Annotated in this window: 21 protein-coding genes; 14 read left to right on the top strand and 7 right to left on the bottom strand. The window is 65.6% G+C overall.

What is annotated here, in order from left to right; translation table 11 throughout:
• Window positions 1-47: 47 nt before the first annotated feature.
• Together ACFWCF_RS03745 and ACFWCF_RS03740 are read right to left on the bottom strand one after the other, a co-directional pair.
• Window positions 48-242 (bottom strand): ferredoxin, encoded by a 195-nt coding sequence (locus ACFWCF_RS03745; RefSeq protein WP_378557313.1) that lies wholly within the window; start codon window positions 240-242, stop codon window positions 48-50.
• A gap of 78 nt (window positions 243-320) precedes the next feature.
• Window positions 321-1,589, bottom strand: coding sequence for a cytochrome P450 (locus ACFWCF_RS03740; protein ID WP_378557724.1), 1,269 nt, complete (start codon window positions 1,587-1,589; stop codon window positions 321-323).
• Between the two features lie 250 nt (window positions 1,590-1,839).
• Between ACFWCF_RS03740 and ACFWCF_RS03735 the strand changes: the two genes are divergently transcribed.
• Window positions 1,840-2,526 carry a TetR/AcrR family transcriptional regulator gene (locus ACFWCF_RS03735; RefSeq protein WP_378557310.1) on the top strand — a complete coding sequence of 229 codons (687 nt, stop codon included), beginning with the start codon at window positions 1,840-1,842 and terminating at the stop codon, window positions 2,524-2,526.
• Window positions 2,527-2,629: 103 nt separating this feature from the next.
• Here ACFWCF_RS03735 and ACFWCF_RS03730 read toward each other — a convergent pair whose 3' ends face one another.
• On the bottom strand, window positions 2,630-3,547 hold the full coding sequence (locus tag ACFWCF_RS03730) for an alpha/beta hydrolase (protein ID WP_378490708.1): 918 nt from the start codon (window positions 3,545-3,547) through the stop codon (window positions 2,630-2,632).
• 262 nt (window positions 3,548-3,809) lie between these two features.
• Here ACFWCF_RS03730 and ACFWCF_RS03725 point away from each other — a divergent pair, with 262 nt between their 5' ends.
• On the top strand, window positions 3,810-4,985 hold the full coding sequence (locus tag ACFWCF_RS03725) for a macrolide family glycosyltransferase (RefSeq protein WP_378557307.1): 1,176 nt from the start codon (window positions 3,810-3,812) through the stop codon (window positions 4,983-4,985).
• A 2-nt stretch (window positions 4,986-4,987) separates the two neighbouring features.
• Here ACFWCF_RS03725 and ACFWCF_RS03720 read toward each other — a convergent pair whose 3' ends face one another.
• Complete coding sequence (locus ACFWCF_RS03720) at window positions 4,988-5,395, bottom strand: SRPBCC family protein (protein WP_378557304.1); 408 nt, start codon at window positions 5,393-5,395, stop codon at window positions 4,988-4,990.
• 129 nt (window positions 5,396-5,524) lie between these two features.
• On the opposite strand from ACFWCF_RS03720, the gene ACFWCF_RS03715 reads away from it, so the two are divergent.
• The 7 genes from ACFWCF_RS03715 (at window position 5,525) to ACFWCF_RS03685 (ending at window position 15,247) form a co-directional block, all read left to right on the top strand.
• Window positions 5,525-6,832: an alpha-hydroxy-acid oxidizing protein gene (locus ACFWCF_RS03715; RefSeq protein ID WP_378490711.1), complete on the top strand. Its 1,308-nt coding sequence runs from the start codon at window positions 5,525-5,527 to the stop codon at window positions 6,830-6,832.
• A gap of 14 nt (window positions 6,833-6,846) precedes the next feature.
• Window positions 6,847-7,842, top strand: coding sequence for a 2-dehydropantoate 2-reductase (locus ACFWCF_RS03710; protein WP_378490712.1), 996 nt, complete (start codon window positions 6,847-6,849; stop codon window positions 7,840-7,842).
• 92 nt (window positions 7,843-7,934) lie between these two features.
• Window positions 7,935-8,900: a pirin family protein gene (locus ACFWCF_RS03705; protein WP_378557301.1), complete on the top strand. Its 966-nt coding sequence runs from the start codon at window positions 7,935-7,937 to the stop codon at window positions 8,898-8,900.
• Between the two features lie 104 nt (window positions 8,901-9,004).
• Window positions 9,005-9,541: a methylated-DNA--[protein]-cysteine S-methyltransferase gene (locus ACFWCF_RS03700; RefSeq protein WP_378557298.1), complete on the top strand. Its 537-nt coding sequence runs from the start codon at window positions 9,005-9,007 to the stop codon at window positions 9,539-9,541.
• 195 nt (window positions 9,542-9,736) lie between these two features.
• Entirely contained in the window at window positions 9,737-10,444 is a 708-nt protein-coding gene (locus ACFWCF_RS03695; RefSeq protein ID WP_378557295.1) for a DUF222 domain-containing protein, read from the top strand.
• A 197-nt stretch (window positions 10,445-10,641) separates the two neighbouring features.
• Window positions 10,642-13,899 carry an arabinosyltransferase domain-containing protein gene (locus ACFWCF_RS03690; protein ID WP_378557292.1) on the top strand — a complete coding sequence of 1,086 codons (3,258 nt, stop codon included), beginning with the start codon at window positions 10,642-10,644 and terminating at the stop codon, window positions 13,897-13,899.
• Between the two features lie 37 nt (window positions 13,900-13,936).
• Window positions 13,937-15,247 (top strand): glutaminase, encoded by a 1,311-nt coding sequence (locus ACFWCF_RS03685; protein WP_378557289.1) that lies wholly within the window; start codon window positions 13,937-13,939, stop codon window positions 15,245-15,247.
• Window positions 15,248-15,251: 4 nt separating this feature from the next.
• On the opposite strand, the gene ACFWCF_RS03680 is transcribed toward ACFWCF_RS03685, so the two are convergent.
• On the bottom strand, window positions 15,252-16,076 hold the full coding sequence (locus tag ACFWCF_RS03680; RefSeq protein WP_378557721.1) for an SDR family oxidoreductase: 825 nt from the start codon (window positions 16,074-16,076) through the stop codon (window positions 15,252-15,254).
• 289 nt (window positions 16,077-16,365) lie between these two features.
• On the opposite strand from ACFWCF_RS03680, the gene ACFWCF_RS03675 reads away from it, so the two are divergent.
• The 4 genes from ACFWCF_RS03675 to crcB all read left to right on the top strand — a co-directional run bounded on the left by ACFWCF_RS03675 (window position 16,366) and on the right by crcB (window position 18,526).
• Entirely contained in the window at window positions 16,366-17,223 is an 858-nt protein-coding gene (locus ACFWCF_RS03675) for an alpha/beta fold hydrolase (RefSeq protein ID WP_378557286.1), read from the top strand.
• Window positions 17,224-17,455: 232 nt separating this feature from the next.
• A complete protein-coding gene (locus ACFWCF_RS03670) occupies window positions 17,456-17,680 on the top strand; it encodes a hypothetical protein (RefSeq protein WP_378557283.1) in 225 nt (74 codons plus the stop codon).
• Window positions 17,681-17,720: 40 nt separating this feature from the next.
• Window positions 17,721-18,161, top strand: a complete 441-nt coding sequence (locus ACFWCF_RS03665) for a fluoride efflux transporter FluC (protein ID WP_378557280.1) — start codon at window positions 17,721-17,723, stop codon at window positions 18,159-18,161.
• The gene (crcB, locus tag ACFWCF_RS03660) at window positions 18,158-18,526 is read left to right on the top strand and encodes a fluoride efflux transporter CrcB (protein WP_378490720.1); all 369 of its coding nucleotides are present in this window, start codon (window positions 18,158-18,160) and stop codon (window positions 18,524-18,526) included. The genes ACFWCF_RS03665 and crcB overlap by 4 nt, the downstream gene beginning before the upstream one ends.
• 374 nt (window positions 18,527-18,900) lie before the next feature.
• Here crcB and ACFWCF_RS03655 read toward each other — a convergent pair whose 3' ends face one another.
• On the bottom strand, window positions 18,901-21,219 hold the full coding sequence (locus tag ACFWCF_RS03655) for an ATP-binding protein (protein WP_378557278.1): 2,319 nt from the start codon (window positions 21,217-21,219) through the stop codon (window positions 18,901-18,903).
• A 260-nt stretch (window positions 21,220-21,479) separates the two neighbouring features.
• On the opposite strand from ACFWCF_RS03655, the gene ACFWCF_RS03650 reads away from it, so the two are divergent.
• On the top strand, window positions 21,480-22,433 hold the full coding sequence (locus tag ACFWCF_RS03650; RefSeq protein WP_378557276.1) for a LysR family transcriptional regulator: 954 nt from the start codon (window positions 21,480-21,482) through the stop codon (window positions 22,431-22,433).
• A gap of 38 nt (window positions 22,434-22,471) precedes the next feature.
• Here ACFWCF_RS03650 and ACFWCF_RS03645 read toward each other — a convergent pair whose 3' ends face one another.
• On the bottom strand, window positions 22,472-23,161 hold the full coding sequence (locus tag ACFWCF_RS03645; RefSeq protein WP_378557274.1) for an SRPBCC family protein: 690 nt from the start codon (window positions 23,159-23,161) through the stop codon (window positions 22,472-22,474).
• Window positions 23,162-23,189 lie beyond the last annotated feature (28 nt).

Genomic DNA, 23,189 nt, shown 5'->3' with positions numbered 1-23,189 from the left:
CCGTGGTACCGGAGGAAAGTTCACATGGCCGAGCGAGAGATTCGGCGTCAGTCCTCCACGATCTGGATGGCGATCCGGGGACAACTCCCTGCAGCCCTGCGCGCAGCGTCCTGAAGTTCCGGTGCGGGGTTGTCGTCGAGGATCGTCACGATGTCCTCGTCGCCGAGCTGAAACAATTCCGGGGCACTCGCTTCGCACAGGCCGTGTGCTTCACAGAGATCCGTATCCAGTGTGACCTTCATCTGCTCTCCCAGGGGCTGGTGTCGAGCCCGGCGCAGCCCCCGAGGGCTGCTGCGCCGGGTATTCATACGTTGCGGTGATCAGCCGATCGGGTCGTACTTCAGGTGCAGATTGTTCAACCCGCGCAGGAGGTAGGTGGGTTCCCAGGTGAACTTCCGGTCCGACTCGGGGCCGTGCTCCGCGTCGTCGATCTTGATGTCGCCCATTCGGTCGAGGAACCGCTCGATGCTGACCTTTGCCTCGACACGTGCCAGTGGACCGCCCGGGCAGGAGTGCACGCCGCGTCCGAAAGCAATATGCTCACGCAGGTTTTCGCGGTCGACGCGGAATTCCGCAGGACATTCGAAGCGGTCCGGGTCCCGGTTGATCGCGCCGGGCAGAATGGCCACCGGAGTGCCCGCGGGGAGTTCGATGCCGCGCAGCGTGGTCTTCTTCAACACCAGCCGGAAGTCGGTCTTCACCGGGCTTTCCATGCGGAGGGTTTCCTCGATGAACGCCGGGATGAGATCGCGATCGTCGCGCAGTTGCTTCTGGATGTCGGGTCGCTCGGCGAGGACCTGGATGGACGAACTGAGCAGGCGGGCTGTGGTTTCCTGGCCCGCGGCGAACAGGAAGGTCGCCAGACGCACCACGTCGATGACCTCGGGCAGGGTGCCGTCGGGGAAGGTGGCGGTCGCGAGGTCGGTCAGGACGTCTGCCCGGGGATTCTTGCGGCGGTCCTCGATGTAGCCGCTGAACTGCGCGTCGAGCCACTCGAGGGGGTTGACCTGGAGTTCTTCGTTCTCGTCGAGAGTGCGGGCGGTCGCGGTGAGCAGTTTGTCGCGGAACTGGTCGTGGTCCTCTTCCGGAACACCGAGCAGATCGGCGACCACGATCAACGCGAACGGTTTCGCGTAGTCGTTGAGCAGTTCCATCCGGCCGCTGCCGAAGAAGGTGTCGATCTGCTTGTCCGCCAGTCGCCACATGAACTCTTCGTTCTCCTTGAGCCGCTTCGGCGTCAGGAGTCGTTTGAGGAGAGCGCGCTGGGCCGTGTGTTCAGGCGGATCCATCGTGACCATGTGCTCGTTCAACGGCAGTTGGTCGCGGTGCGCGGCGAGTTGAGCGGTGATGTCATCGCCCTCGGGGGTGAACGGCAGCGGTGGGAACGGTCCGAGGAAGGCATTGGCCGAGGAGTACACCTCATGGTCGCGATACACCTCGAGGGCCTCGTCGTAGCCGGTCACGGCGACCACCCCGTGATGTGGCATGTGGGTCACGGGGCACTTCGAACGAAGGTGCTCGAAATACGGGTAGGGGTCTCCCACCAGGGATGCGTCGGTGAAGAAATCGATCTCGTCGAAGCCGGTCAAGTCTGCCTCCTCTTCGGGGTGCGCAACGGCGTCGTCGCACACGGGATCTTCAAGCACGGCCTGGGCGAACGGCTGGGCTGTGCCGTGCGGAAACCGGATATCCGATTGCGAGAATACGTGATTAATTCCCGAAGGGGAAGAATCATTTGAGCATTGAGGGTTCGACGGCAGACGACCAGGTCAGAGGGCCCGACCGGATTGGGGCAGGAGGGAAGCTCTCCGTCGGAGTTGGAGATCGTAGGCTTGGCGGGTGAGCAGCGAGGAGATTGTCGGCAGCGCGGGCACGCGACGACGCCGCGGCCGGCCCAGCAAGATCAGCCGCGAGCGGATCGTCGCCGCGGCACGATCCCTGGCCCCCGACACGCTCACGATGCAGGCCGTGGCAGACGAACTGGGTGTCGACCGCAAGGCCCTCAACTACTACGTCAGTGACCGGCAGGGTCTGCTCGAACTGGTGGCGTTGGATGTCTTCGAATCTGCGATCCGCGGCGTCGACACACCGGAAAGTCAGGATTGGCGCCAGGTGCTGCGGTCCTGCGCTCGAGCGATGAAAGAGGCGCTGACGGCGGCGGGCGTCCTCATCGTCTACATCCGATTCGACGGAATGACCGACCTCGGCGCACTCGCGACGGTGGAGCGAATCATGGAACGGTTGGTGCGCGCAGGATTCGACGCAGAGGAGGCGGGGCGCGTGATCACGCTCCTCGCCGTGATCGCTCACGCGGCGGCGCGGGAGGACATCGCCGCAGCGTCGGGGGCTGCAGATCCGCAGGTCGACGATGTCGTGCGAACGGTGGAAGCCGGCGACCTTCCACTGCTGCACGGGTTTGCATTGAGTCGTGAAGCGCAGTCCCGCGCGGTCGAGCAGTTCGAGTTCGAACTGGACCTGATCATCGACGGGTTGGACAGGCGCCTCGAGCACCGTCCCGCGGGTTGAAGGATCGTCGCTGGTCGGCGGGTGTCGTGAGCGACGCCGAATGGTGGTGGGTGCACGGGTATTCGCATACACCTACCGCCATTTCGGGTACTTACTCGTGAGATCACTCCGCGTCGGCGATTCCGATCCGTTCGAGCATCCACGAATCGATATCGTTGCGCGCTGTCCGGGCCAGTGCAGTCGGGTGGCCCGTGAACCCGTGCGGCGCCTCGGGATAGATTCGGAGCGTGACATCGTTGCCGGCCGCAGACAGGCGAGCGGCCATCGCGAGGTTGTCTTCCAACAGCACGTCGTCGCTCCCGACGGTCATCAGTACCGGAGGAAGGCCGTGCAGGTCGGCGTAGATCGGGGAGATGTCCGGGACGGTGCGGTCCACGACGTGTCCGGCATAGGCACGGATGAAGTATTCGTCCGCGATCCGCCGTCCGGCAGGCGTCTGTGCGCTCATGTCATAGGTGCCGAACTGGAGTGTGGAAGCGGCGAACCTGCCGGCAGCACCCCGGCTCTTCAGACGGAGCAGTGTGGTCAGAGCGAGTGACGCTCCAGCAGATCTGCCCCCGATGAGCAGTCGGGACGAGCCGAAGCGTGCAGCGGCATGCACGACGAGCCACAGCGCCGCCGCTTCGCAGTCGTCGGCTGCCGCCGGCCATGGGTTCTCGGGTGCCAGCAGGTAGTCGATGCCGACCACAGCAACGTTGAGACCATCCGCAAGGTCACGATTCGACACGTCGTCTCGGGCCGCAGAGCCCATGTAGAAGCCGCCGCCGTGGATGTTCAGATACACACCGCGAATCCGGCCGTCGGCGGGGAGTGTGATCCGGATGGGGACGCGGCCGTCGACCATGTCCTCGATCGCTGGCGGCTCGGCTACGGGTGGAATGGGCATCGCCGCTCGGACGGCCGTCAGCTCCTCGATGTCGGCGGGACCGCGCCCGGCGGGCCTCGAGGCATAGAAACTTCGGGCCTCGTCCACCTGCTTGGCCGGAACGTCGACCATCAGCGCATTCAGCGCGAACAGCACAGGCACTCCTCACACTCAGGCGATCGGGACACGGCGAGCGTATCTCTGATCGCCGATAAATCGGATGCGTGGGCAGACGCCGCGGATTACATTCGCGGCCATGGAATTACTTCAGATCTACAGCTGACACCGACGCGAGCGTCGCCTGTAACACCGACGCGAGCGTCGCCTGTAACACCGACGCGAGCGTCGCCTGTAACACCGACGCACCTGTCGCCTGCTCGATGCCCTTCCGCCGTAGACCCGAAATGAGTGGTATTCCATGTCCCTTCGTCGCGCCCACATCGCGATGGTCGGTGTCCCTGCCGTCAGCCACGTCCTGCCGAGCCTCGAGATCATCCGCGAACTGGTTGCTCGTGGCCACCGGCTGACCTACGCCAACGACCCTGCGGTCGCCGAGCTGATCGAAGGCTCGGGTGCCGAGCTCATACCATGCTCGTCGGAACTTCCAGTGGCCGATAATGATTGGCCTGACGACCCAATCGCTGCGATGAGCTTGTTCCTCGACGATGCGATCCAGGCACTCCCCCAGCTGCACGCTGCCTACGACAACGATCCGGCAGACCTGTACCTGTACGACATCGGTGCATACGCCGCGCGTGCCCTCGCCGAATCGCAGGACAGACCCCTCATGCAGCTGTCGCCGACATTCGTCGCCTGGGAGGGATACAGCGAGGAAGTCGCGGCACAGTTGTGGGAACTCCCGGGGGCCGACGCATACAGGGCGAAGTTCTCACACTGGCTCGCGCAGTGCGGGGCGACCACCACCGACGTGGATACTTTCCCGGACCGTCCCGCGCATGCACTTGCGTTGATCACGCGAGCGATGCAGCCGCAGGCCGACCGGGTCGACACCGGCACTGTGACTTTCGTGGGACCCTGCTTCGACGCTCGAGCAGACGCCGACCATTGGATTCGCCCGGCCGACGCGGCGAACGTGCTGCTGATCTCCCTCGGTTCGGCATACACCCGGCAGCCGGAATTCTACCGGCAGTGCCTGGCGGCATACGGCGATCTGCCCGGCTGGCACGTCGTACTGCAGATCGGCAAGTACACCGATCCACGGGAACTCGGCGACATCCCACCCAACGTCGAGGTGCACTCCTGGGCTCCGCAACGAGCGATTCTCGAGCAAGCCGACGCTTTCGTCACTCACGCCGGCATGGGTGGCTGCAGCGAAGGACTGCTGGCGGGCGTGCCCATGATCGCGGTGCCGCAGGCCGCCGAGCAGTTCATGAATGCCGATCGTCTCGTGGAATTGGGTGTGGCTCGGCGCATCGACACCGAAGAAGCGACAGCCGAGACGTTGGGGTCGGCACTCGCGAGCCTGGTCTCCGACCCGGAGGTCGCCCGGCGGTCGGCGCAGCTGCGCGCCGACGCGCGGGCTGAAGGCGGCACGTCGCGCGCCGCCGACCTCATCGAGGACATGCTGCCCTGATACTACGGTTCCAAGAGGGCGCGCAAGCGTTCGAGATCCTCCGCGACCGTCGCGGTGTCCCGATCGAATTCTTCGTCCGATAGATCGATCTGGCGAACGGTGAAGAGGATCTCGGATCCGTTGGGATGTGCGAGTACACGAACGGGATTGTTGGTCGTCGCACCCGACGGCAACGTGACATCGTGGTCGAGTACGCCCAGGTCGTTGCGCGCCGCGAACCGCACGGTGACACGACCCATGGAAGAGTCCACCACGAGGGTGTCGCCGTCGCGTTCGACGTGGCTCTGCGCCAACCCGGCCGCCCACTTGGGCAGGTTGTCGGGATTCGCCGCGAAGTCGTACACCTGCTCCGGCGGACATTCGATGACCTGGCTGACGTGACGGCTGCGGATGGCCGGATCGTTGCTCATGAACGAAAGGTTATTGCGCAGGCCGGCGGTTGTCTTCCAAGAATCGGGTTCGTCGTCGTCGCGACAGTTCCCAGATTCACCGTTGTGGGGAAGGATCGGTGCACCACCGTGCTCGAGAGAGGGGAACTCGTGACCGAAACTGCTGCTCCCGCGACCACCGGCCCCGGCCGTGAGCGTCAGGGTGTCGTCTACCGCGACGGCGCGCTGGGTCGTCGGCCCGCAGTTCCGACTGCGTTCGGCGACCTCGAGCGCGCAGCACGCCGCGCCAGTTCGAAGCGGGCCTGGGCGTACGTCGCCGGTGGTGCGGGCGAGGGCCGCACGATGCAGAACAACCGGCGTGCGTTCGACCGGTGGGCGATCGTGCCCCGTATGGCGCATGGCGTCGTCGAACGCGACCTGAGCACCACTGTCGTGAACACGGCGCTGTCGTCGCCGATGCTGCTTGCGCCCGTGGGCGCCGGCGCGTTGATGGCGCCGGACAGCGACCTGGCGATCGCGCGTGCCGCCGCCGCAACGGATACTCCGTACATCTTCTCGAACCAGGGCTGCACCCCGATGGAAGAATGCGCCGCTGCGATGGGTTCGGCTTCCCGTTGGTTCCAGCTGTATTGGAGTTCCGACGAAGAACTTGTCGACAGCCTGTTGCATCGCGCCGAGACGATCGGTGCCGAAGCTGTCGTCGTCACCCTCGACACGACGATGCTGGGGTGGCGTCCGCAGGACCTGAACCTGGGATCCTTGCCGTTCGCGCGCGGTGAGGGCATCGCCCAGTACACGTCGGATCCGCGTTTCCGCGACATCGTGCGGCAGCGGATCGACTCGGCACGCGAGATGGTCACGGAGAGGCCGGATGTCACGCTCGGTGCGATCCGCACTCTGATATCGATGACGCGCAACCATCCGGGCACGTTCCTCGACAACCTGCGCTCCCCCGTGCCGCGCGCCGCGGCGGAGACGTTCCTCGATATCTACTCCAATCCAGGTCTGAGCTGGGAACATCTGGCCACCCTCCGCGATCGCACCCGGTTACCGATCGTGCTCAAGGGCATCCTGCATCCCGACGATGCGCGTCGCGCCGTCGATCTGGGTGTGGACGCGGTCGTGGTGTCCAATCACGGAGGCCGTCAGATAGACGGTTCGATCGCGTCGCTCGATGCACTCCTCGAAATTCGGGCCTCGATCGGCCGTGAACCGACACTTCTCTTGGACAGTGGAATCCGAAGTGGTGCCGACATGTTCGTTGCTCTCGCACACGGTGCCGACGCGGTGCTGCTGGGCCGTCCGTACATGTACGGGTTGGCGGTCGCGGGACAGCGCGGTGTGGAAGAGGTGATCCGCAACGTGGTCGCCGAGTTTGACCTCACTATGGCTTTGACGGGCGCACGGTCGATCGCTGATATCGACGAGCGGTTCGTCCGGCCCAATCCTTCGTTCTGAGAAGAGAGTTCCGGATGGCCACAATCGTTGTGTACGGGGCCGGCAGCATCGGATGCTACATCGGAGGCCGGTTGGTGGCGGGAGGCGCCGATGTCGTGTTCGTGGGGCGGCAACGGATCGCCGACGAGCTGCGCGTACACGGCCTTCAGTTGACCGATCTCGAGGGCACCGATGTGCGGGCCGGGTCCGTCGACTACCGCACGGAGCCGGACGCGGTCGCCGATGCCGACCTTGTGCTGGTCACGGTGAAATCCTCTGCCACAGCACAAGTCGCTACCGCAATCGCACCGTTGCTGCGGGATGGCGCCGTGGTGCTCAGTCTGCAGAACGGGTTGTCGAACGCGGATGTGCTTCGCGAAAAGATCGACCGTCCGGTGCTGACGGGGATGGTGCCGTTCAATGTCGTGGCGCAGGGCGACGGACGGTTCCATCAGGGGTCCGAGGGCGGGATCGAGGTCGAGGACAGCGGATTGCTCGCGCCGTATCTGTCGCAGTTCGACGCGGCGGGACTTCCGTTGGTATGGAGGTCCGATATGGACGCGGTGCTGTGGGCGAAGTTGATCCTCAACCTCAACAATCCGATCAACGCGCTGTCGGGGCTACCTCTGAAGACGGAACTGTCCCAACGCGCCTATCGTCGGTGCGTCGCGGCTGCCCAACGCGAAGCGCTTGCCGTCGGGCAGCGGGCAGGGCGCACCGCGGCACGCCTCACGCCACTGCCGCCGTCGTGGATTCCGCACTTGCTGACGGTGCCGGACGTCGTGTTCCGCACTCTCGCGTCGTCGATGCTGGCGATCGATCCGCTCGCCCGATCGTCGATGTGGGAGGACTTCGAGGCCGGCCGTACCACTGAGGTCGACTGGCTCAACGGCGAGGTCGTGAGGCTGGGCCGCGAGCACGGCGTCGCGACTCCGGTCAACGAGAAGCTCGTCGAACTGGTCCGCGACGCCGAGTGTGGTGGTCGACGGGGCTGGGCCGGATCCGACCTGTTGGAGGTGCTCCGATCCTGAGGGGCGCGGATCCGGGAATGGAACACCGCTCGCCGCGGTTGAGCTATTCTAGAGTTAGTTGAACAGTCAACTACATGAATAGAGGAGGCCCAATGCCTGCCGTGAGTGTCGACAACATCCTCGCGCTGCCCCGCATCGGCGAGGTGGCTCCGGACGCTACCGAACGGCCCGTCGTGTCGGTGACCACCGCGCCCACCGGCTACGAAGGCGAGGGCTTCCCGGTTCGCCGCGCATTCGCGGGCGTCGGGCTCGAGCAACTCGACCCGTTCATCCACATGGACCAAATGGGGGAGGTCAACTATCCGCCCGGCGAGGCGAAGGGCACTCCCTGGCATCCGCATCGCGGCTTCGAGACCGTGACCTACATGATCGACGGGACGATGGAGCACCAGGATTCCAACGGCGGCGGCGGAATCATCAGTGGCGGCGACACCCAGTGGATGACCGCCGGCGGTGGAATTCTGCACATCGAAGCCCCGCCGGAGCAACTCGTCATGTCAGGTGGGGTCTTCCACGGCGTGCAACTGTGGGTGAACCTGCCGAAGAGTAACAAGCTGGCAGCGCCGCGATACCAGGACATCACCGGTAGCAAGGTTGCTCTGCTGTCCTCCCCAGACGGCGGTGCGCTGGTCCGAGTCATCGCCGGTGAGCTCGACGGTCACCAGGGCCCCGGTTCGACGTACACCCCGATCGCATTGCTGCACGCCACCATTGCGCCCGGGGCAAGTGTGACGTTGCCGTGGAATCGTGAATTCAATGCGCTTGCCTACGTCCTGGCCGGCCACGGACTCGTAGGTAGCGAGCGACGTGCCGTGCGACACGGTCAGTTGACGGTGTTCGGCCGCGGCGACACGATCACGATCGCGGCGGCAGACTCCCACGACTCGCGCTCCGAATCGCTCGAGGTGTTCATCTTGGGTGGCAAGCCGATTCGTGAGCCCATTGCGATGGCCGGACCATTCGTGATGAACACCAAGGCTGAGGTGATGCAGGCGTTCGAGGACTTCCAGGCCGGCCGCCTCGGATCGGTCCCCGCTGCTTACGAAACTCTCGAGTGACAACACCGTCGTCGTCGACGGAACCGACACCGCGTCCGAATCCGGATTACTCGAGGCCTCGGCTCCATCGGCGGTCTGTTGTCGGCGCCAGCGGCCATACTCGGATGATGACGCATTACACGCTGTTCGGCACCTCACTCGGGCGGTGTGTGGTGATATGGCGCGAGAATAGGGTCGTCGGCTTCCAGCTTCCCGAGCGCTCCGACGCAGCAACGATCACCCGCGTCCGCGATCTGTTTCCTGAGGCCGATCAGATCGAGCCCGGACCACTCCCGCGTCGCGTCATCGACGGCGTGACCGCGCTACTGCGGGGAGAGCCCGACCCGCTGACGGACGTCGAGCTCGACCTGACCAGCAGGCCGGAATTCGACCGGCGGATCTATGCCGTGGCCCGTGCGATCCCGCCCGGCCGGACTCTCACTTACGGCGACGTTGCGTCCGCGGTCGGCGTTCCGGGTGGTGCGCAGGCGGTCGGACAAGCACTGGGCCGCAATCCGATTCCGATTCTGGTGCCGTGTCACCGGGTGCTGGCGGCCCACGGTGCAGTGGGTGGCTTCTCGGCTGCAGGCGGCGCGGTCACGAAACGCGCGCTGCTCGCCGCCGAACGTGTTCCGGGTTTCGACGACCCGACGCTGTTCTGACGATACTCGAACAAATATTCGTATATCTCTTGTAGTTCGAATGTTTGTTCTATATGATTCGATCAAGGGTGGGGATACCTGGAAAATCGACAACACACAACTCATGGCCGCGACGCTCGCGGCGACGGACCACCACCGGGTGAAGACTCGTCGCGCAACGAACTGTTCGTCTCCACCACCTGGCACGGCCGGGTGGTGCTCACAGGCGAGTTCGACGCCGTCACCGGCGCGCGCCTGCGGCACCTCCTCTCGCCGCTGGCCGCACCGAAGCCTGAAACAAACGGCATCAAAGACGAGCGCTCCGCGTCGAAGCGCAACGCCGACGCGTTCGATCAACTGTTGCAGTTCGTCGAAGCCGCCGGCCTCGTTCCCGTCGAAGGCGGCGTGAAACCGCACGTGACGGTCACGGCGTCAATCAAGGACCTGACGACGAACGCCGCGGTGAAGGAACTGTTCGCGAACAGTCCCGAGCATGGGTTTGCGACCGAGCCGTGGGCGGGGCCGTTGTCGATCGATGCCGCGCGGATGCTGGCGTGTGATTGTCAGGTCACCCGGATTCTGCTCGACGAACACGGGGTGCCGCTGGCGCACGGGCAGACCCGCCGCACCGCGTCCGCCGCGCAACGTCGAGCACTGACGGTGCGGGACGGTGGATGCGCTTTTCCTGGGTGTTCGACACCACCGGCGTGGGCGGATGCGCACCATCTGCGGCGCTGGGTGGACGGCGGCGACACCGACCTCGACAATCTGGTGTTGCTCTGCGGGCATCATCATCGGTTGATGCACCACACCGAGTGGGAGGTGGAGATGACCGGCGAGCGTCGGCCGCAGTTCATTCCGCCCGCAAGTGTGGATGTGTTCCGGACACCGATACCCGGGAGCCGGCCTGATCTGGTCGCCTAGCTCCACAACAGAACACAAAGACAGCCACCGTTGCCAGGGCACCCGTGTGCCCCGGCAACGGTGGCTGCAGTTGTGGAACTGCTTCGAATCATGCGTCCGAGACTCGGCAATCACACGAGGTCTGGACGCGATCTTGGTTCAGTGAGAAGTCATGGTCGAATAGGGGCCGGCCCGCATCTCGGATAGCATCGCGTGGCGTGAGTGAGGCCAGTACGACCGAAGACCCCGTCCGACCATCGGCAAGCGAGCCGTCGGCGACCCGCCGCGATGTGACGCGGGCCCGGCTCATCGCCCTGGTCGGTGCGCTGGTCGGCATTGTCGCTGCACTGACGATTCCGTTCCTGCCCGTCACGCAGACACAAGCGACGCTCAGCTGGCCGCAGGACGGAACCAGCGCGAGCGTCACCGCGCCGCTGGTGTCGTACGCGCCCGTCGATCTGGACATCACCATTCCGTGTGCTGTCGCAGGGGCCGCCGAGGGCCGGACCATCGTCTCGACGTCCCCGCAGGGTGCGCCCAACGCCGAGCGGTACGGGCTCATCGCCCGTGTCACCTCTGCCTCCGACGACCGCCCGGCAACGCTCGAGGTGATCGCACGAAACACCATGCTGGTCTCGGCGCCCGTCGACGAGCTTGCCCCCGGCTGCTCGGTCACGGTGAATGCGAATCCCACCCGCACCATCGCCTCCATCACCGGCGCGGGCGGTGCCGACACCGAGCAGGTGTTCGAGCGCGATCTCCGTCCCCAGATGGTGGGCGTCTTCACGGGCCTGGAAGGAGACCTGCCCGACGGTCTGTCGGTCGAGGCGACCATCGACACTCGGTTCACGACGTCCCCGACCTGGATCAAGCTGATCGCGATGGCTGTTGCGGCGCTCGCCACGGCGCTGTCGCTGTGGTCGCTGCACCGGCTCGACGCCACCGACGGGCGACGTTCCCGCCGCATCCTGCCCGCATCCTGGTGGTCGTTCGGTCGGGTCGACGGCGTCGTCGTCGGCACCTTGCTGCTCTGGCACATCATCGGTGCGAACACCGCGGACGACGGCTACCAGCTGGGTATGGCCCGCGCGGCGGGCGAAGCCGGATACATGTCCAACTACTTCCGGTGGTTCGGCGTGCCGGAGTCGCCGTTCGGCACACCTTTCTACGACGTGCTCGCGCTCATGACCAACGTGTCCACGGCGAGCATCTGGATGCGGTTGCCTGCCCTGCTCGCCGGCCTGCTCGCCTGGTGGGTGATCAGCCGCGAGGTGGCACCGCGGATCGGTGCAGCAGTCCGCCGCAACTCGATACCGCTGTGGACGGGCGCCTTCGTGTTCCTGGCGTTCTGGCTGCCGTTCAACAACGGTCTGCGACCCGAGCCGATCGTCGCCGCCGGTGTGCTGCTGACCTGGTGCTCGGTTGAGCGCGCGGTCGCCACTCGCCGACTGTTCCCGGCGGCTGTCGCAGTGCTCATCGGCGCCGTCACGGTCACCGCCGGGCCGTCCGGCATCATCTGTTTTGCTGCGCTGATCGCCGGTGCGCGGCCGATCGCCCGCATCGTCCTCGCACGGGGCCGCGAGTTCGGATTCTTCGTCGTGCTCGCACCGATCGTCGCCGCGGGGATGGTGATCCTCGCCGCCGTGTTCGCTGATCAGACCCTGGCTGCGGTGCTGGAGATGCAGGCCACACATGTCGTCGGCCCGAGCGTGCCGTGGTTCCAGGAATACCTGCGCTACCAGTATCTGCTGCAGGTCACCATCGATGGGTCGCTCGCGCGCCGCTTCGCGGTGTTCGCGATGGTGCTGTGCCTGATCACGGTTATCGTGACGCTGCTGCGGCGCGGCGGGAAAATCCCCGGCGCTGCCCCCGGCCCGTCCCGGCGCATCGTGGGCATCACCCTCGGCGCGATGGTGCTGATGATGTTCGCCCCCACGAAGTGGACGCACCACTTCGGCATCTATGCCGGTCTTGCCGCCGCGGTGGCGATCGTCGCCGCGGTGGCCGTAGGGCCCACGGTGCTGCGGTCGCGCCGCAATCGCGCTCTGTTCGCGGCCGCGGTGCTGTTCACCGTCACGATGTCGTTCATCGGCCCCAACGGCTGGTGGTACGTGTCGGCGTGGGGCGTGCCGTGGTGGGACAAGCCGCCGTCCGTTGCGGGGTTCGGGTTCTCCACCGTGTTCTTCGGCCTCACCGTGCTGGCCTTGCTGCTCGCCGCGTGGTGGCACATCCACCCCGTCGCGTCCACACGCACCGATATGCCGTCGCGCCTCTGGTCGATTCCGCCGCTCACGGTGGCGGCCGCCGCGATGGTGCTGTTCGAGGTGCTCTCTCTCGCCAAGGGCGCGGTCTCTCAGTACCCCGGGTACTCGGTGGCGCGGTCCAATATCGATGCTCTCAGCGGTTCGCCGTGCGGTCTCGCGAACGACGTCCTGCTCGAGATGGACCCCAATGCGGGAATGCTCACCCCCGTCAGCGGCGACATCGCGAACGCCCTGGTTGCCGAAGGTGGTGAGGGATTCACTCCGGACGGTGTCGCCGATGATCTGACCGCCGACGACGAGTCCGCCGACGCGGGCACCGCCAACACCGTGGACTCCGACAACGACCAGACCGCCGGTGGCACGGCAGGCACCCAGGGTGGTACCGGACGGACGGGTGCGAACGGCAGCACCGTCGCGCTGCCGTTCGGCCTCGAACCGGCCACCACCCCGGTCCTCGGCAGCTACGGCGGTGGCACCGGCAACGTCACCAGCGACTGGTACCGCCTACCGGAATCGGACGCGGCGGGTTCACGGGGCGACATCGTGTCGATCGCGGCGGCAGGTCGCGTCTTCGCGGTCGACGCCGACGGCACCGAAACCTACGGGCAGCGGATCGAACTCGAATACGGCGTGAGCGAGGGCGATACCGTGCGCGCACTCGGCTCTGCCCTTCCGATCGACATCGGCCCGTCGCCATCGTGGCGAAACCTGCGGGTGCCGCTCGACGCACTTCCCGCGGAAGCCGACACGGTGCGGATCGTCGCGCACGACCACGATCTGGCTCCGGAGCAGTGGCTCGCGTTCACCCCGCCGCGGGTACCGCAGACTCAGACGGCACAGGCAGTTCTCGGCACCGAGTCCCCGGTCCTGCTGGACTGGGCCGTCGGCCTGAACTTCCCGTGCCAGCATCAGATGTTGCACAGCAACGGTGTCGCCGAAATCCCCGAGTTCCGAGTCCTCCCGGACCGGGTCGGTGCGATCTCGACGAATCTGTGGCAGGACCACTACGGTGGCGGTCCACTCGGATGGACCGAGATGTTGCTCGGCGGCCGCACGATCTCGTCGTACCTCGACAACGACTGGGATCGAGACTGGGGTTCGATCGAGCAGTTCCGTCCGCTCGACTCGTCGGCCGAGCCCGCGCGCGTGGACACCGAGGAGGCGAACCGTACAGGGTGGTGGACCCCCGGCCCCATCGAGACTTCGTATTGAGTCGGCGGCGCCGGGGTGGTTCCGTCAGAATGAGGGAATGCTCTCACCGATCCCGGACTATCTGAACCAGGTGCTCGACACATGCGCAGCCGATTCGGGAGAGCTCGCCGAGTACATCCCGGAGTTGGCGGCGGTCGATCCCGATCGGTTCGCGCTGTCGTTGGTGACCGCGGAGGGCGACGCCTACTCCGTCGGTGACCATCAGGACGAATTCACGATCCAGTCGATCTCCAAGCCGTTCGTGTACGGCCTCGCGCTCGAGACCCTCGGGTTCGAAGCCGTACTCGATCGGGTGGGCGTGGAGCCCTCCGGCGAGTCGTTCAGCGAGATCTCGCTCGAGCGGAACACCGGTCGGCCGCTCAACCCGATGATCAATGCCGGTGCACTCGCGGCACATGCCCTCGTGGCGTCCGATGCGTCGGCGGACATCGGTGTCGAGCGGATTCGGAAGTTGCTCTCGGCGATGGCCGGACGCGAACTCGACATCGACGAGAAGGTTGCCAGGTCGGAGCTGGACAATGCATACCGAAACATTGCGCTGTCCAACCTGCTTCGCAGTTACGACGTCTTCACCGGTGATCCGGACGCCGTAGTGGAGGGGTACATACGCCAGTGCGCGGTGCGTGTGACGACCGCCGATCTCGGCATGATGGCGGCAACCCTTGCGAGCGGTGGAATTCAGCCGCACACAGGCGAAGAGATCTTCTCCAGGCCGGTGGTGCGCCAAGTGTTGTCGGTGATGGCGACGTGCGGAATGTACGACGCCGCAGGAGACTGGTTGACAACCATCGGGATTCCCGCGAAGAGCGGTGTGTCCGGTGGAATCATCGGAATCCTCCCGGGGCAGTTGGGGATTGCAGTCTTTTCTCCGCGCCTCGATTCGCACGGTACGAGTGCGCGCGGAGTCCAGGTCTGCGAACATCTTTCGCGCGACATGAATTTGCATCTCATGGATGCTCCGATGGTTGCGCACTCGGTGATGCGTCGCCGCAGGGAATTCGGCGATGGAGACACTGCCGTCACTCTGCTGGTCCTCCAGGGCGACCTTCAGTTCACGAACGCAGAAGCGCTCGTACGCGATCTGATCGACGAACCGATCGTCACCCCGCGGCTCGTGCTGGATCTCGCTCTCGTCCGTTCGGTGTTCCCGGCAGGCAGCAGGGTGCTGCTCGAGGTGGTCCGGCGGCTGCACCTGGACGGAATCGAGGTCATGTTCATCGACCCGGAGGAACATTTCCCCGATCCCGAGGTGGGAAGCGGCTACCGGCCGCTGGTGCTGGAATCGATCGGCGAGTTGCCGATGGATCTGCACTGGCGGCGCGAGATGCCCGGCCGCGTCGAGTCCTGAATCTTCAGCTCCCCCACGCAGCGGCGCGGACCGCGGCGACGACACCACCGTCGACCAGAAGGTCTGTGCCGGTGATGAAGCTGGATTGCGGATCGAGGAGGAAGGCCGCTGCACCGGCGATGTCGTCGGGTGTGCCGAGCCTGCCGGTTGCAGACATGCTCACCATCCCCTGCATCCGCTGCCCGGATTCGCCGGAGAGTTCCTCGCGGCCCATGGGGGTCGAGATGACGCCGGGGCTGATGGAGTTGATCCGCGCCCCGCGCTTTCCCCACGCGGCCGCAGCGCTCTGCACCCGCACGGCATTCCCACGCTTCGCGACCGTGTAGGCGATTCCGGGATGACCCAGCTTCTCCGGAGCGAGGAAGGGAAGGTCGAGCAGGTCGGTGGCCGGGGTGACGGCGAGCGCTTTCTCCTGCTCGGGAGGTAGTGCTCCCATATGGCCGGCCATGCTGGCGATCACGACGCCGGCCCCGCCCGGCGCGATGACCCGGGCAAACTCGTCGAGGACGAGTGCGACGCCCAGCAGGTCGACCTTCAGGACAGCTTCGATGGGGGCCTGCTCCGGCGACACGCCGGCCGTGTGCGCGACGTGGGTGACGCGACCGAGCCCGGCTGCGAGATCGGCCAGTGAGGCAACCGAGTCGTGATCGGATACGTCGACGACCTGTGTTTTCACCTCATGTCCCTCTCCATGGAGGGTCGTCGCAGCGGCGTCGAGGGTTGTTTCGTTGAAGTCTGCCAGCAGGACGGTGCGTCCTGCGCCCAGCCGGCGCGCGAGTGCGAGCCCCATCCCGCCTACTCCGATGACGACGAGTACGTCGCTGTCCATCATGCCCCTTTCGCGAAATCCACTGGTGGTCAAGACCGTACGGTGGTGTGTCAGGAGCCACACCGTGATCGGAACGATACCCGCTGATGGTGCTGATGGGGATGTTGATGCTGGTAGTGCGTTCTTTCCGGCTGCCTGCTGGCGTGAGTGCCGAACAGTGAGCTACGGTGTCCTGCGGTGTGCCGGAAGTCTGGTCGGCGAGAGATGTGTCGTACGTACGAGAGAAGATCCAAACATGCCGTTCACCTGTGAAGACGCCGTTGCAGTCCGGATCGGTGGGTGACTGGGAGTGCTTACCAAGTCCCCGTACCGCTGCCCCGGTGATGACAGCGTCATCCACCACGCGTGTGCAGGAATGCTGTCGCACTGGCCGAAGCCGGTCGGCGAGCAAGTTGCGCGTACCTCCCTCGGTGAGACCCGCGTGCTCAGCGTCGGGCCTGCGACGGGTCATCCGATCGTCGTCCTCGCGGGAGGTGATCTCCCCGCTGCAGGCCTGCGTGATCTGGCCGGCTCGTTCGATCCCTCCCGACGCGTGGTCCTCGTCGATCTGCCCGGGTTGCCGGGAGCGAGCGCGTGCACCCGTCCTGAGGGCAACGTCCACGCCGCATACGGCCGGTGGCTCACGGAGGTCCTCGATGTCCTGGAGATCGGTGTCGTACCGATCCTGGGGCTCGGGTGGGCCGGATCGGCTGCTGCTGCGATCACCGATGTGGAGCGAGTCGAGAAGCTCGTGCTCGCGGCGCCCCTCGGCCTGGTGCCGCGTGCGAGATGGCACCGGGCACTGATTCCGGGCCTCCAGTGGCGCAACGAGCCGAGTTTCGAGAACACCGAGCGGTATCTCCGCGCGCTTGCGGGTTCGGGCTTCGAACCCGACGACGCCACGCTGCGGTGGTCCTGCCGCGTTGGCGCGTACTGCACCTCGCTGGCGGGGATGCCCCGTATCGGTCGGTCGCTGTGGCAGCGGTGGAACGGCCGCGCCGTGGAGGTCGTGGTGGGCGATCAGGATCCGCTCGTGCACGTCGCTCCGCTCAGGAAGGTTGCCGAGGAGATCGGCGCACGTCTCGAGGTCGTGGAGGGCGCGGGGCGCCTGCTCCCGCTCGAAGCGCCGGCGCTTCTTGCCGAGGAGATGTTCGCGCCGATCAGGTGAGTCCGGCCGCGGGGGTCCTCGTGCGCTGGATTTCCGTGTCTGCGGCATGATTTCGCTCACCTCGTCGACTTCGGGGATGCATGGCCCACATGGTGACCTGTCCGGTTCGCGATCACCGAACCGATGTGACCCACTTCGCATTCACATCCAAGTTACTCGGTGGTAGACCCGTAACGGACAACCTGTGTGTTCGGGGAGCCCTGCCCGATCGTTCCTACCCGAGCATGCAGCCGTGGTGTCGGTACCCATCCGGCAGACCCCCGAAAGGCTCAACATGCTCTTCAGCGCGATGTTCCCCTTGGCCGGACGCAGCAAGCGCCGTACCGTGTCGGCAGCGTCGGCCGCGAACCCATCGGCCGAGTCGCTGCGCGTGACAGCGTCGGCGCTGCGCGCGTGGGGTGCCGAGGCAGACGCCGACGAGCTCGAGGTCCGGGCAGCGCGAGTAGCCGCTTCGTAGATTCGGCGGTAGTTTCTTCTTTTCACGGAAGGAACTGCCTGTGGCCGACGACCGAGGCGTCGTCGCGCATCGCCGACCATCCGCGCTTGCTGCGGTCGCTGTCGGCGGCGCGATCGGGACGCTCGGTCGCTATGGCGTAGGGCTCTGGTGTCCTGCATCACCCGATAGTTGGCCGGTTGGCACCTTTGCGGTGAATATCGCCGGAGCCTTCGTCCTCGGCCTGCTGCTCGAGGCTCTGCTCCGGACCGGGGCCGACACGGGTCGGCGATATCTGCTCCGCCTCGCCGCGGGAACAGGCATGCTCGGCGCATTCACGACGTACAGCACGTTCGCCGTCGATGTCGTTTCGCTCGTGCGTGACGGCAGTCCGGTGCTCGCTGCGTCCTACGCGGCCGCCTCGGTGCTTCTCGGCCTGTGCGCGGCGGGGCTGGGTATTGCGGTGGGTGCGCGCATCGCCGGGGGGCGCGGATGTCTGCGATGACACTGTGGGTCGCGCTCGCGGGAAGTCTGGGTGCACTGACGCGTTTCGTGGTGGACGGCGAGATACGCAGTCGACGGAGCCTGCAGTTTCCGTGGGCAACGATGGTCGTGAACGTGTCGGGATCGTTGTTGCTCGGCGTCCTGGTCGGTCTCGTTCTCTGGCACGACGCAGATCAGCGACTCGAAGTCGTTCTCGGTGTCGGGTTCTGCGGCGGATACACCACATTCAGCACGGTGAGCGTCGAAGCTGTTCGACTGATTCACGAGGGTAGGTACCGTGCCGCGCTGTTCGGGGCACTGGGAACCCTCGTTCTCGCGGTCGCTGCGGCGGCCGCGGGGTGGGGGGTGGTCGGGCTTGCCTCATGACGGCGAGCATCGTGAGGGAGATGCGGCGCCGGGCTACCCCCGACGGGTACACACTTTCAGCCCGGCGCCGCTGGTCGATCTTCCCGTTGCGGGATATCAACGACCGTAGGCGAATATAACGGAAAGGTCACGCCCCGATTGCGGGCGAGTCGGGAGTCGAGATGATTCACGCCGCCATCACTGCAGGTAAGAGGGAAATCCGGTAGACGCGGCACCGAACGATTTTCTTTCGAAAATGTGATCTAAAGCACGTTTTTCGGTGAATGATTGCGAGAAGATCACGAAACCACAGTGCTGTTTCGACAAGTACGGCTGACGACAGTGTCGTCAGCCGTACTTGTCAGAAGTCAGTGGCCCGTGTGGTTACTCCGAGCTCACTCTTCGCGCCTGCTCGGCCACCGCTCGTGCAGGCGGCCGCGCTGGACGCTCGGGCTTGTGCCGGGGTTCGGTGGTCGAGGCGCCGGATCCTGCTGCCATCCACCGTCGCCTGCATTGCCCTGGTCGCCCTCGTACTGCTGGCCGTACTGCGAGCCCTGACCGTGCTGGGGTTCGGGCTGGTACTGGGATTCCGGCTGGTACTGGGGCTCCGGCTGGTACTGAGAGTCGTTGCCGTACTGAGGTCCCGAACCGTACTGGGGCTCCGGGTCGTACTGGGGCTCCGATTCGTACTGCAGACTCGGGTCGTACTGCGCCGTGTCGGGGGACGAATTCCTCGACGGCAGCTGCCCTGCAGGTCGCTCGGAAATCTCCTGCGCGAGCGGGTACGGGTTGATGGCGTGCTCGATCTCCGTTGCCGATCGCTGCAGCCGACGCGGACGGTCGATCTGGTACGTATCGGCCGCAGTGTTGCCTACTCCCTTGAGGAGTCGAATGGGCAGGTAGACACTCGCGGTGATACCGGCGTTGGTCGTGGAGTCGAAGGTCGGGCGCAGACGCACGGTGATCCCGTTGCGTGCAGCGAGTCGCGCGACCACGAACAGACCCATGCGTCGGGCGGCGCCCCAGTTGCCTTCGTCGTCGCTCGAGAGCCGTTCGTTGATCTCGGTCAGTTCTTCGGCCGGGATTCCGATACCGCGGTCGGCGATCTCGAGCAGCAGCCCGCCGTCGACCGCGCGGGAGAACGCGAATGCGACGGTGCTGTCCGGCGGGGATGCGCGCAGCGCGTTGTCGAGGAGCTCGGCGACGAGATGCACGATATCGGTGACCGAACTGCCGAGCAGACTGCCGTCGGGTGCGTTACCGAAATCGACACGCTGGTAGTTCTCGACCTGGGAGACCGCGGCGCGGAGCACGTCGCCCAGCGGTGTGTCGGGCACGCGGCCCATGCGCTGACGGGTGCCGGCGAGAACGAGCAGTGAATCACCGGTGCGTCGCATACGCGCGGCGAGGTGGTCGAGCGCGAACAGGTTCTGGAGTCGCGTGGGGTCGCGTTCTTCGTGTTCGAGCGAGTCGATGAGCGAGAGCTGTTGCTCGACGAGGGTCTTGTTTCGTCGTGCGAGGGTTTCGAGCATCTCGTTGACCTGGCGGCGAAGTGCCGCCTGCTCGCCTGCGAGGCGGAGCGCGCCTGCGCTCATGTTGTCGACGGCGCGGGCCACCTCACCGATCTCCTCGCGCGTGGTGACGCGGATCGGTTCGAGGATGACCGTCTCGATGTCGGCCCCGTTCTTGATGTCCGCGATCGCTTCCGGCAGGCCGACATCGGCAGCCCGGAGCGTGTCGTTGCGAAGGCGTCGCAGTGGCCGGATGAGGGAGGCTGCAACGAGCAGGGCGAGACCGAGTGCGAGTGCGAGGACGACCGCCACACCGATCACCGTTCCCGTGGCGTCCCTCCTGGCTGTGGAGGCGAGGTCATCGAGTGTCGAGACGATGCGGGTGCCTGCCGACTCGACCATCTCCTGGTAGATGGTCAGGGTCGCGAAGATGGAGTTGCGCAGTGCCGAGACATCGGTGGACGCGTCGTCGATACCCGCAATGAGGGCTCGCCGTTGCTCCATCTGCCCGTTGAGGGCGCTCGCCAGCTCGGGATCGTTCACATCCTCGAGGAACAGCGCGAGCTTGCCGGCTTCCGAGGCCTGCGCGTTGAGGAACATGACGCTCGTCGCTTCGGATCCGTCCATGAGTGCGGCGAACGCGACGATCTGGTCGATCACTTCCCACTGGGTGTCCCAGGTGGCAAGCAGCAGGCCCGAATCTGCGAGCACATCCGGGTCGCCGGTCGCGTCGACGATGCTCCGGAACACCAGGGTGATCCGGGAGACGAATCCTTGGAGGCGTTCGTGGGTCGCCTCGCGCGACATCCCACCCCGCGTGGCGCTCTCGTAGAGGGCCTCGCCTTCCTGGACGGCGCGGGACACCGAGCCCATGATCTTGGGATCGAGTTCCTTGTCGGCGAGGAATTCATCGAGCGCGGGCTCGTTCTCGGCGATGATCGCCGCGGCGTTGTCGGTGGGCAGGCCGATCATCGTTGCCATGGCGGCGCCTGCGACGCCGGTGCTCCACTGTGCGAGCGCGGGGATGATCGCTACCTGTTCGGCTTGTTGGCTGTAGTGATTCGCCTCTTGGACGGTGTCGTAGGCGCGCAGCCCGCCGTAGAGCGATGCTGCAATGAGGGGCACGGCGACAACCGCCGTGACCTTCTGCCACAGGCGCCAATTGTCCGGTGTTGGCACCCGCAGGTTGCGGAGGAGGCTCATGGGGGGTGGGCCTGGCCTTTCTCGTACGTGTCTCAACCGGCCGGGCCGAAATCGGGATAGGTCCTGGGAAAGGATCGGCAATCTAACACTCAACCAGCAAGATCTGGGCCAGATTAGGGCCGTGTCGTGCATTTATACAAATTGCATGTCCGATTTGGATAGCAGGTATGCAGAGTAACAGATACCGGACGTTAAGTATGTATCGGACTCCTGAGTTAGGATCCCCGAGGCCGGGCGATCCCATGAAGAGGAGAAATGCGGTGGAACTGCGACGAGTCGATCTGAATCTGCTCGTCGTCCTCGATGTCCTCCTCACCGAATGCAATGTGACGAAGGCCGCTCGCCGTCTGAACATGTCGCAGCCCGCCACCAGCACCGCACTTGCCCGTCTGCGTAAGCAATTCGACGACCCGCTTCTCGTCAAGAGTGGACGGACACTGCGCCCGACACCGCGTGCACTTGCCCTCGCCGAACCGCTACGACGTGTGCTGGTCACCGTGGAGCGGTCGATTCTCACCGTTCCGGATTTCGATCCGGCGACGGCCGAGCGTGCCTTCACGCTGCTGACCGGGGACTATTCGGAGGTGACGCTGCTGCGGAACCTCCTGAGACGAAACCGCTACCGATCGCACGGCATCAGATTCGACATGCAGCCGCTGTCGGCGGCGGGTTTCGAGGCCTTCCACAGGCATGAGATCGACCTTGCCGTGGTGCCCGAGCAACTTCTCTCCACATCCGAATTCGAACAGTGCCGCCGCCGAGTGGTCCTCCACGACCGATACGTCGGGGTCGTGTGGAGCGGCCACCCTTATGCAGGTATCGAACTCACCGCGGATGTGCTCGCGGGCTACCCCCTGCTGTCCTATCTGCAGTACGGCGGCGACATGAGTTTGGGCCGGACCCTGGCCCGGGCCGGGATCGCCACGAGGTCGTCGGCGACGACCACGAACATCGCGGTGTTGCCGTACGTACTCGAAATGACCGACCTCGTGACGATCGTCCCGGAACGGATGGCTCGGCGGATTGCGGGTGTGGCGCAGTTGCGGATCCTCGAACCGAACTTCTCGCTTCCTGCTGTGCGTGAGTGGGCGGTATGGCACGAGGAATTCGACGACGACCCCGGACATCGTTGGTTGCGTACCGAATTATCGGTGATCGCCACACCGGATCTGGCTGCCGGACTTCACGCCACACGCCTGGCCGCGGCGACCTGAGGAGTTCCCAGGCACCGCGCCCAGGCGCGCGGTCGTGATCAGTGCGAGCGCTTCCGGCGGATGACCGCCAGGATCAAGACGAGAACTGCGAGGACTCCCACGACCGGCGCGATGCGCTGGATCGCAGATCCGCCCGCGTATTCCATGAGGTCGAGCGGCTCTGCCTCGGGCTGAGCCTTCTTCGGTGCGCTCGAGGGCTGGGGCGCGGTGGCGGCCGGAGCGGCCGCGGTTGCAGTACCCGTGCTGCCTGCGGGTGCGGCCGGGGCTTCCTCGGGTTCGGCCGTTGCCGGGCCGAGCTTCTCGGACAAGCACGCCGCGAACTGCTCGAGGATCTTGCCGCCGACGTCGGAGATCATGCCGCGGCCGAACTGCGCGGGCTTGCCCGTGATCGTCATGTCGGTGGTCACGGTGCCGTCGGTGTGGTCGCCTTCGCCGGTGAGCACGATGGTGATGGTCGCGCTCACGGTGCCGTTGCCTCGTGCGTCCTTCGCGTTCGCTTCGATGACTGCCCGCCTGGCCGACTCGTCCTTCTCGACGTAGACGCCGGTGCCCTTGTAGGTGAGCGCGACCGGGCCCAGCTTGACCTTGACGGTGCCGGTGAAGGTATCGCCGTCCACACCGGTCAGAGTTGCCCCGGGCATACAGGGTGCGACCTTCTCCGGGTCGAGCAGTGCGGCCCAGACCTCGTCGACGGGTGCCGGCACGGACAGCTGGTGTTCGAGTTGCATCGGGTCTCTCCTGCGTCGTTTCTGCGGG

It is taken from the genome of Rhodococcus sp. NPDC060090 (genome assembly GCF_042729855.1).
GTDB lineage: Bacteria > Actinomycetota > Actinomycetes > Mycobacteriales > Mycobacteriaceae > Rhodococcus.
Note: the sequence above shows the minus strand (reverse complement) of the source record. Positions and strands in the feature narration are given on the sequence as shown.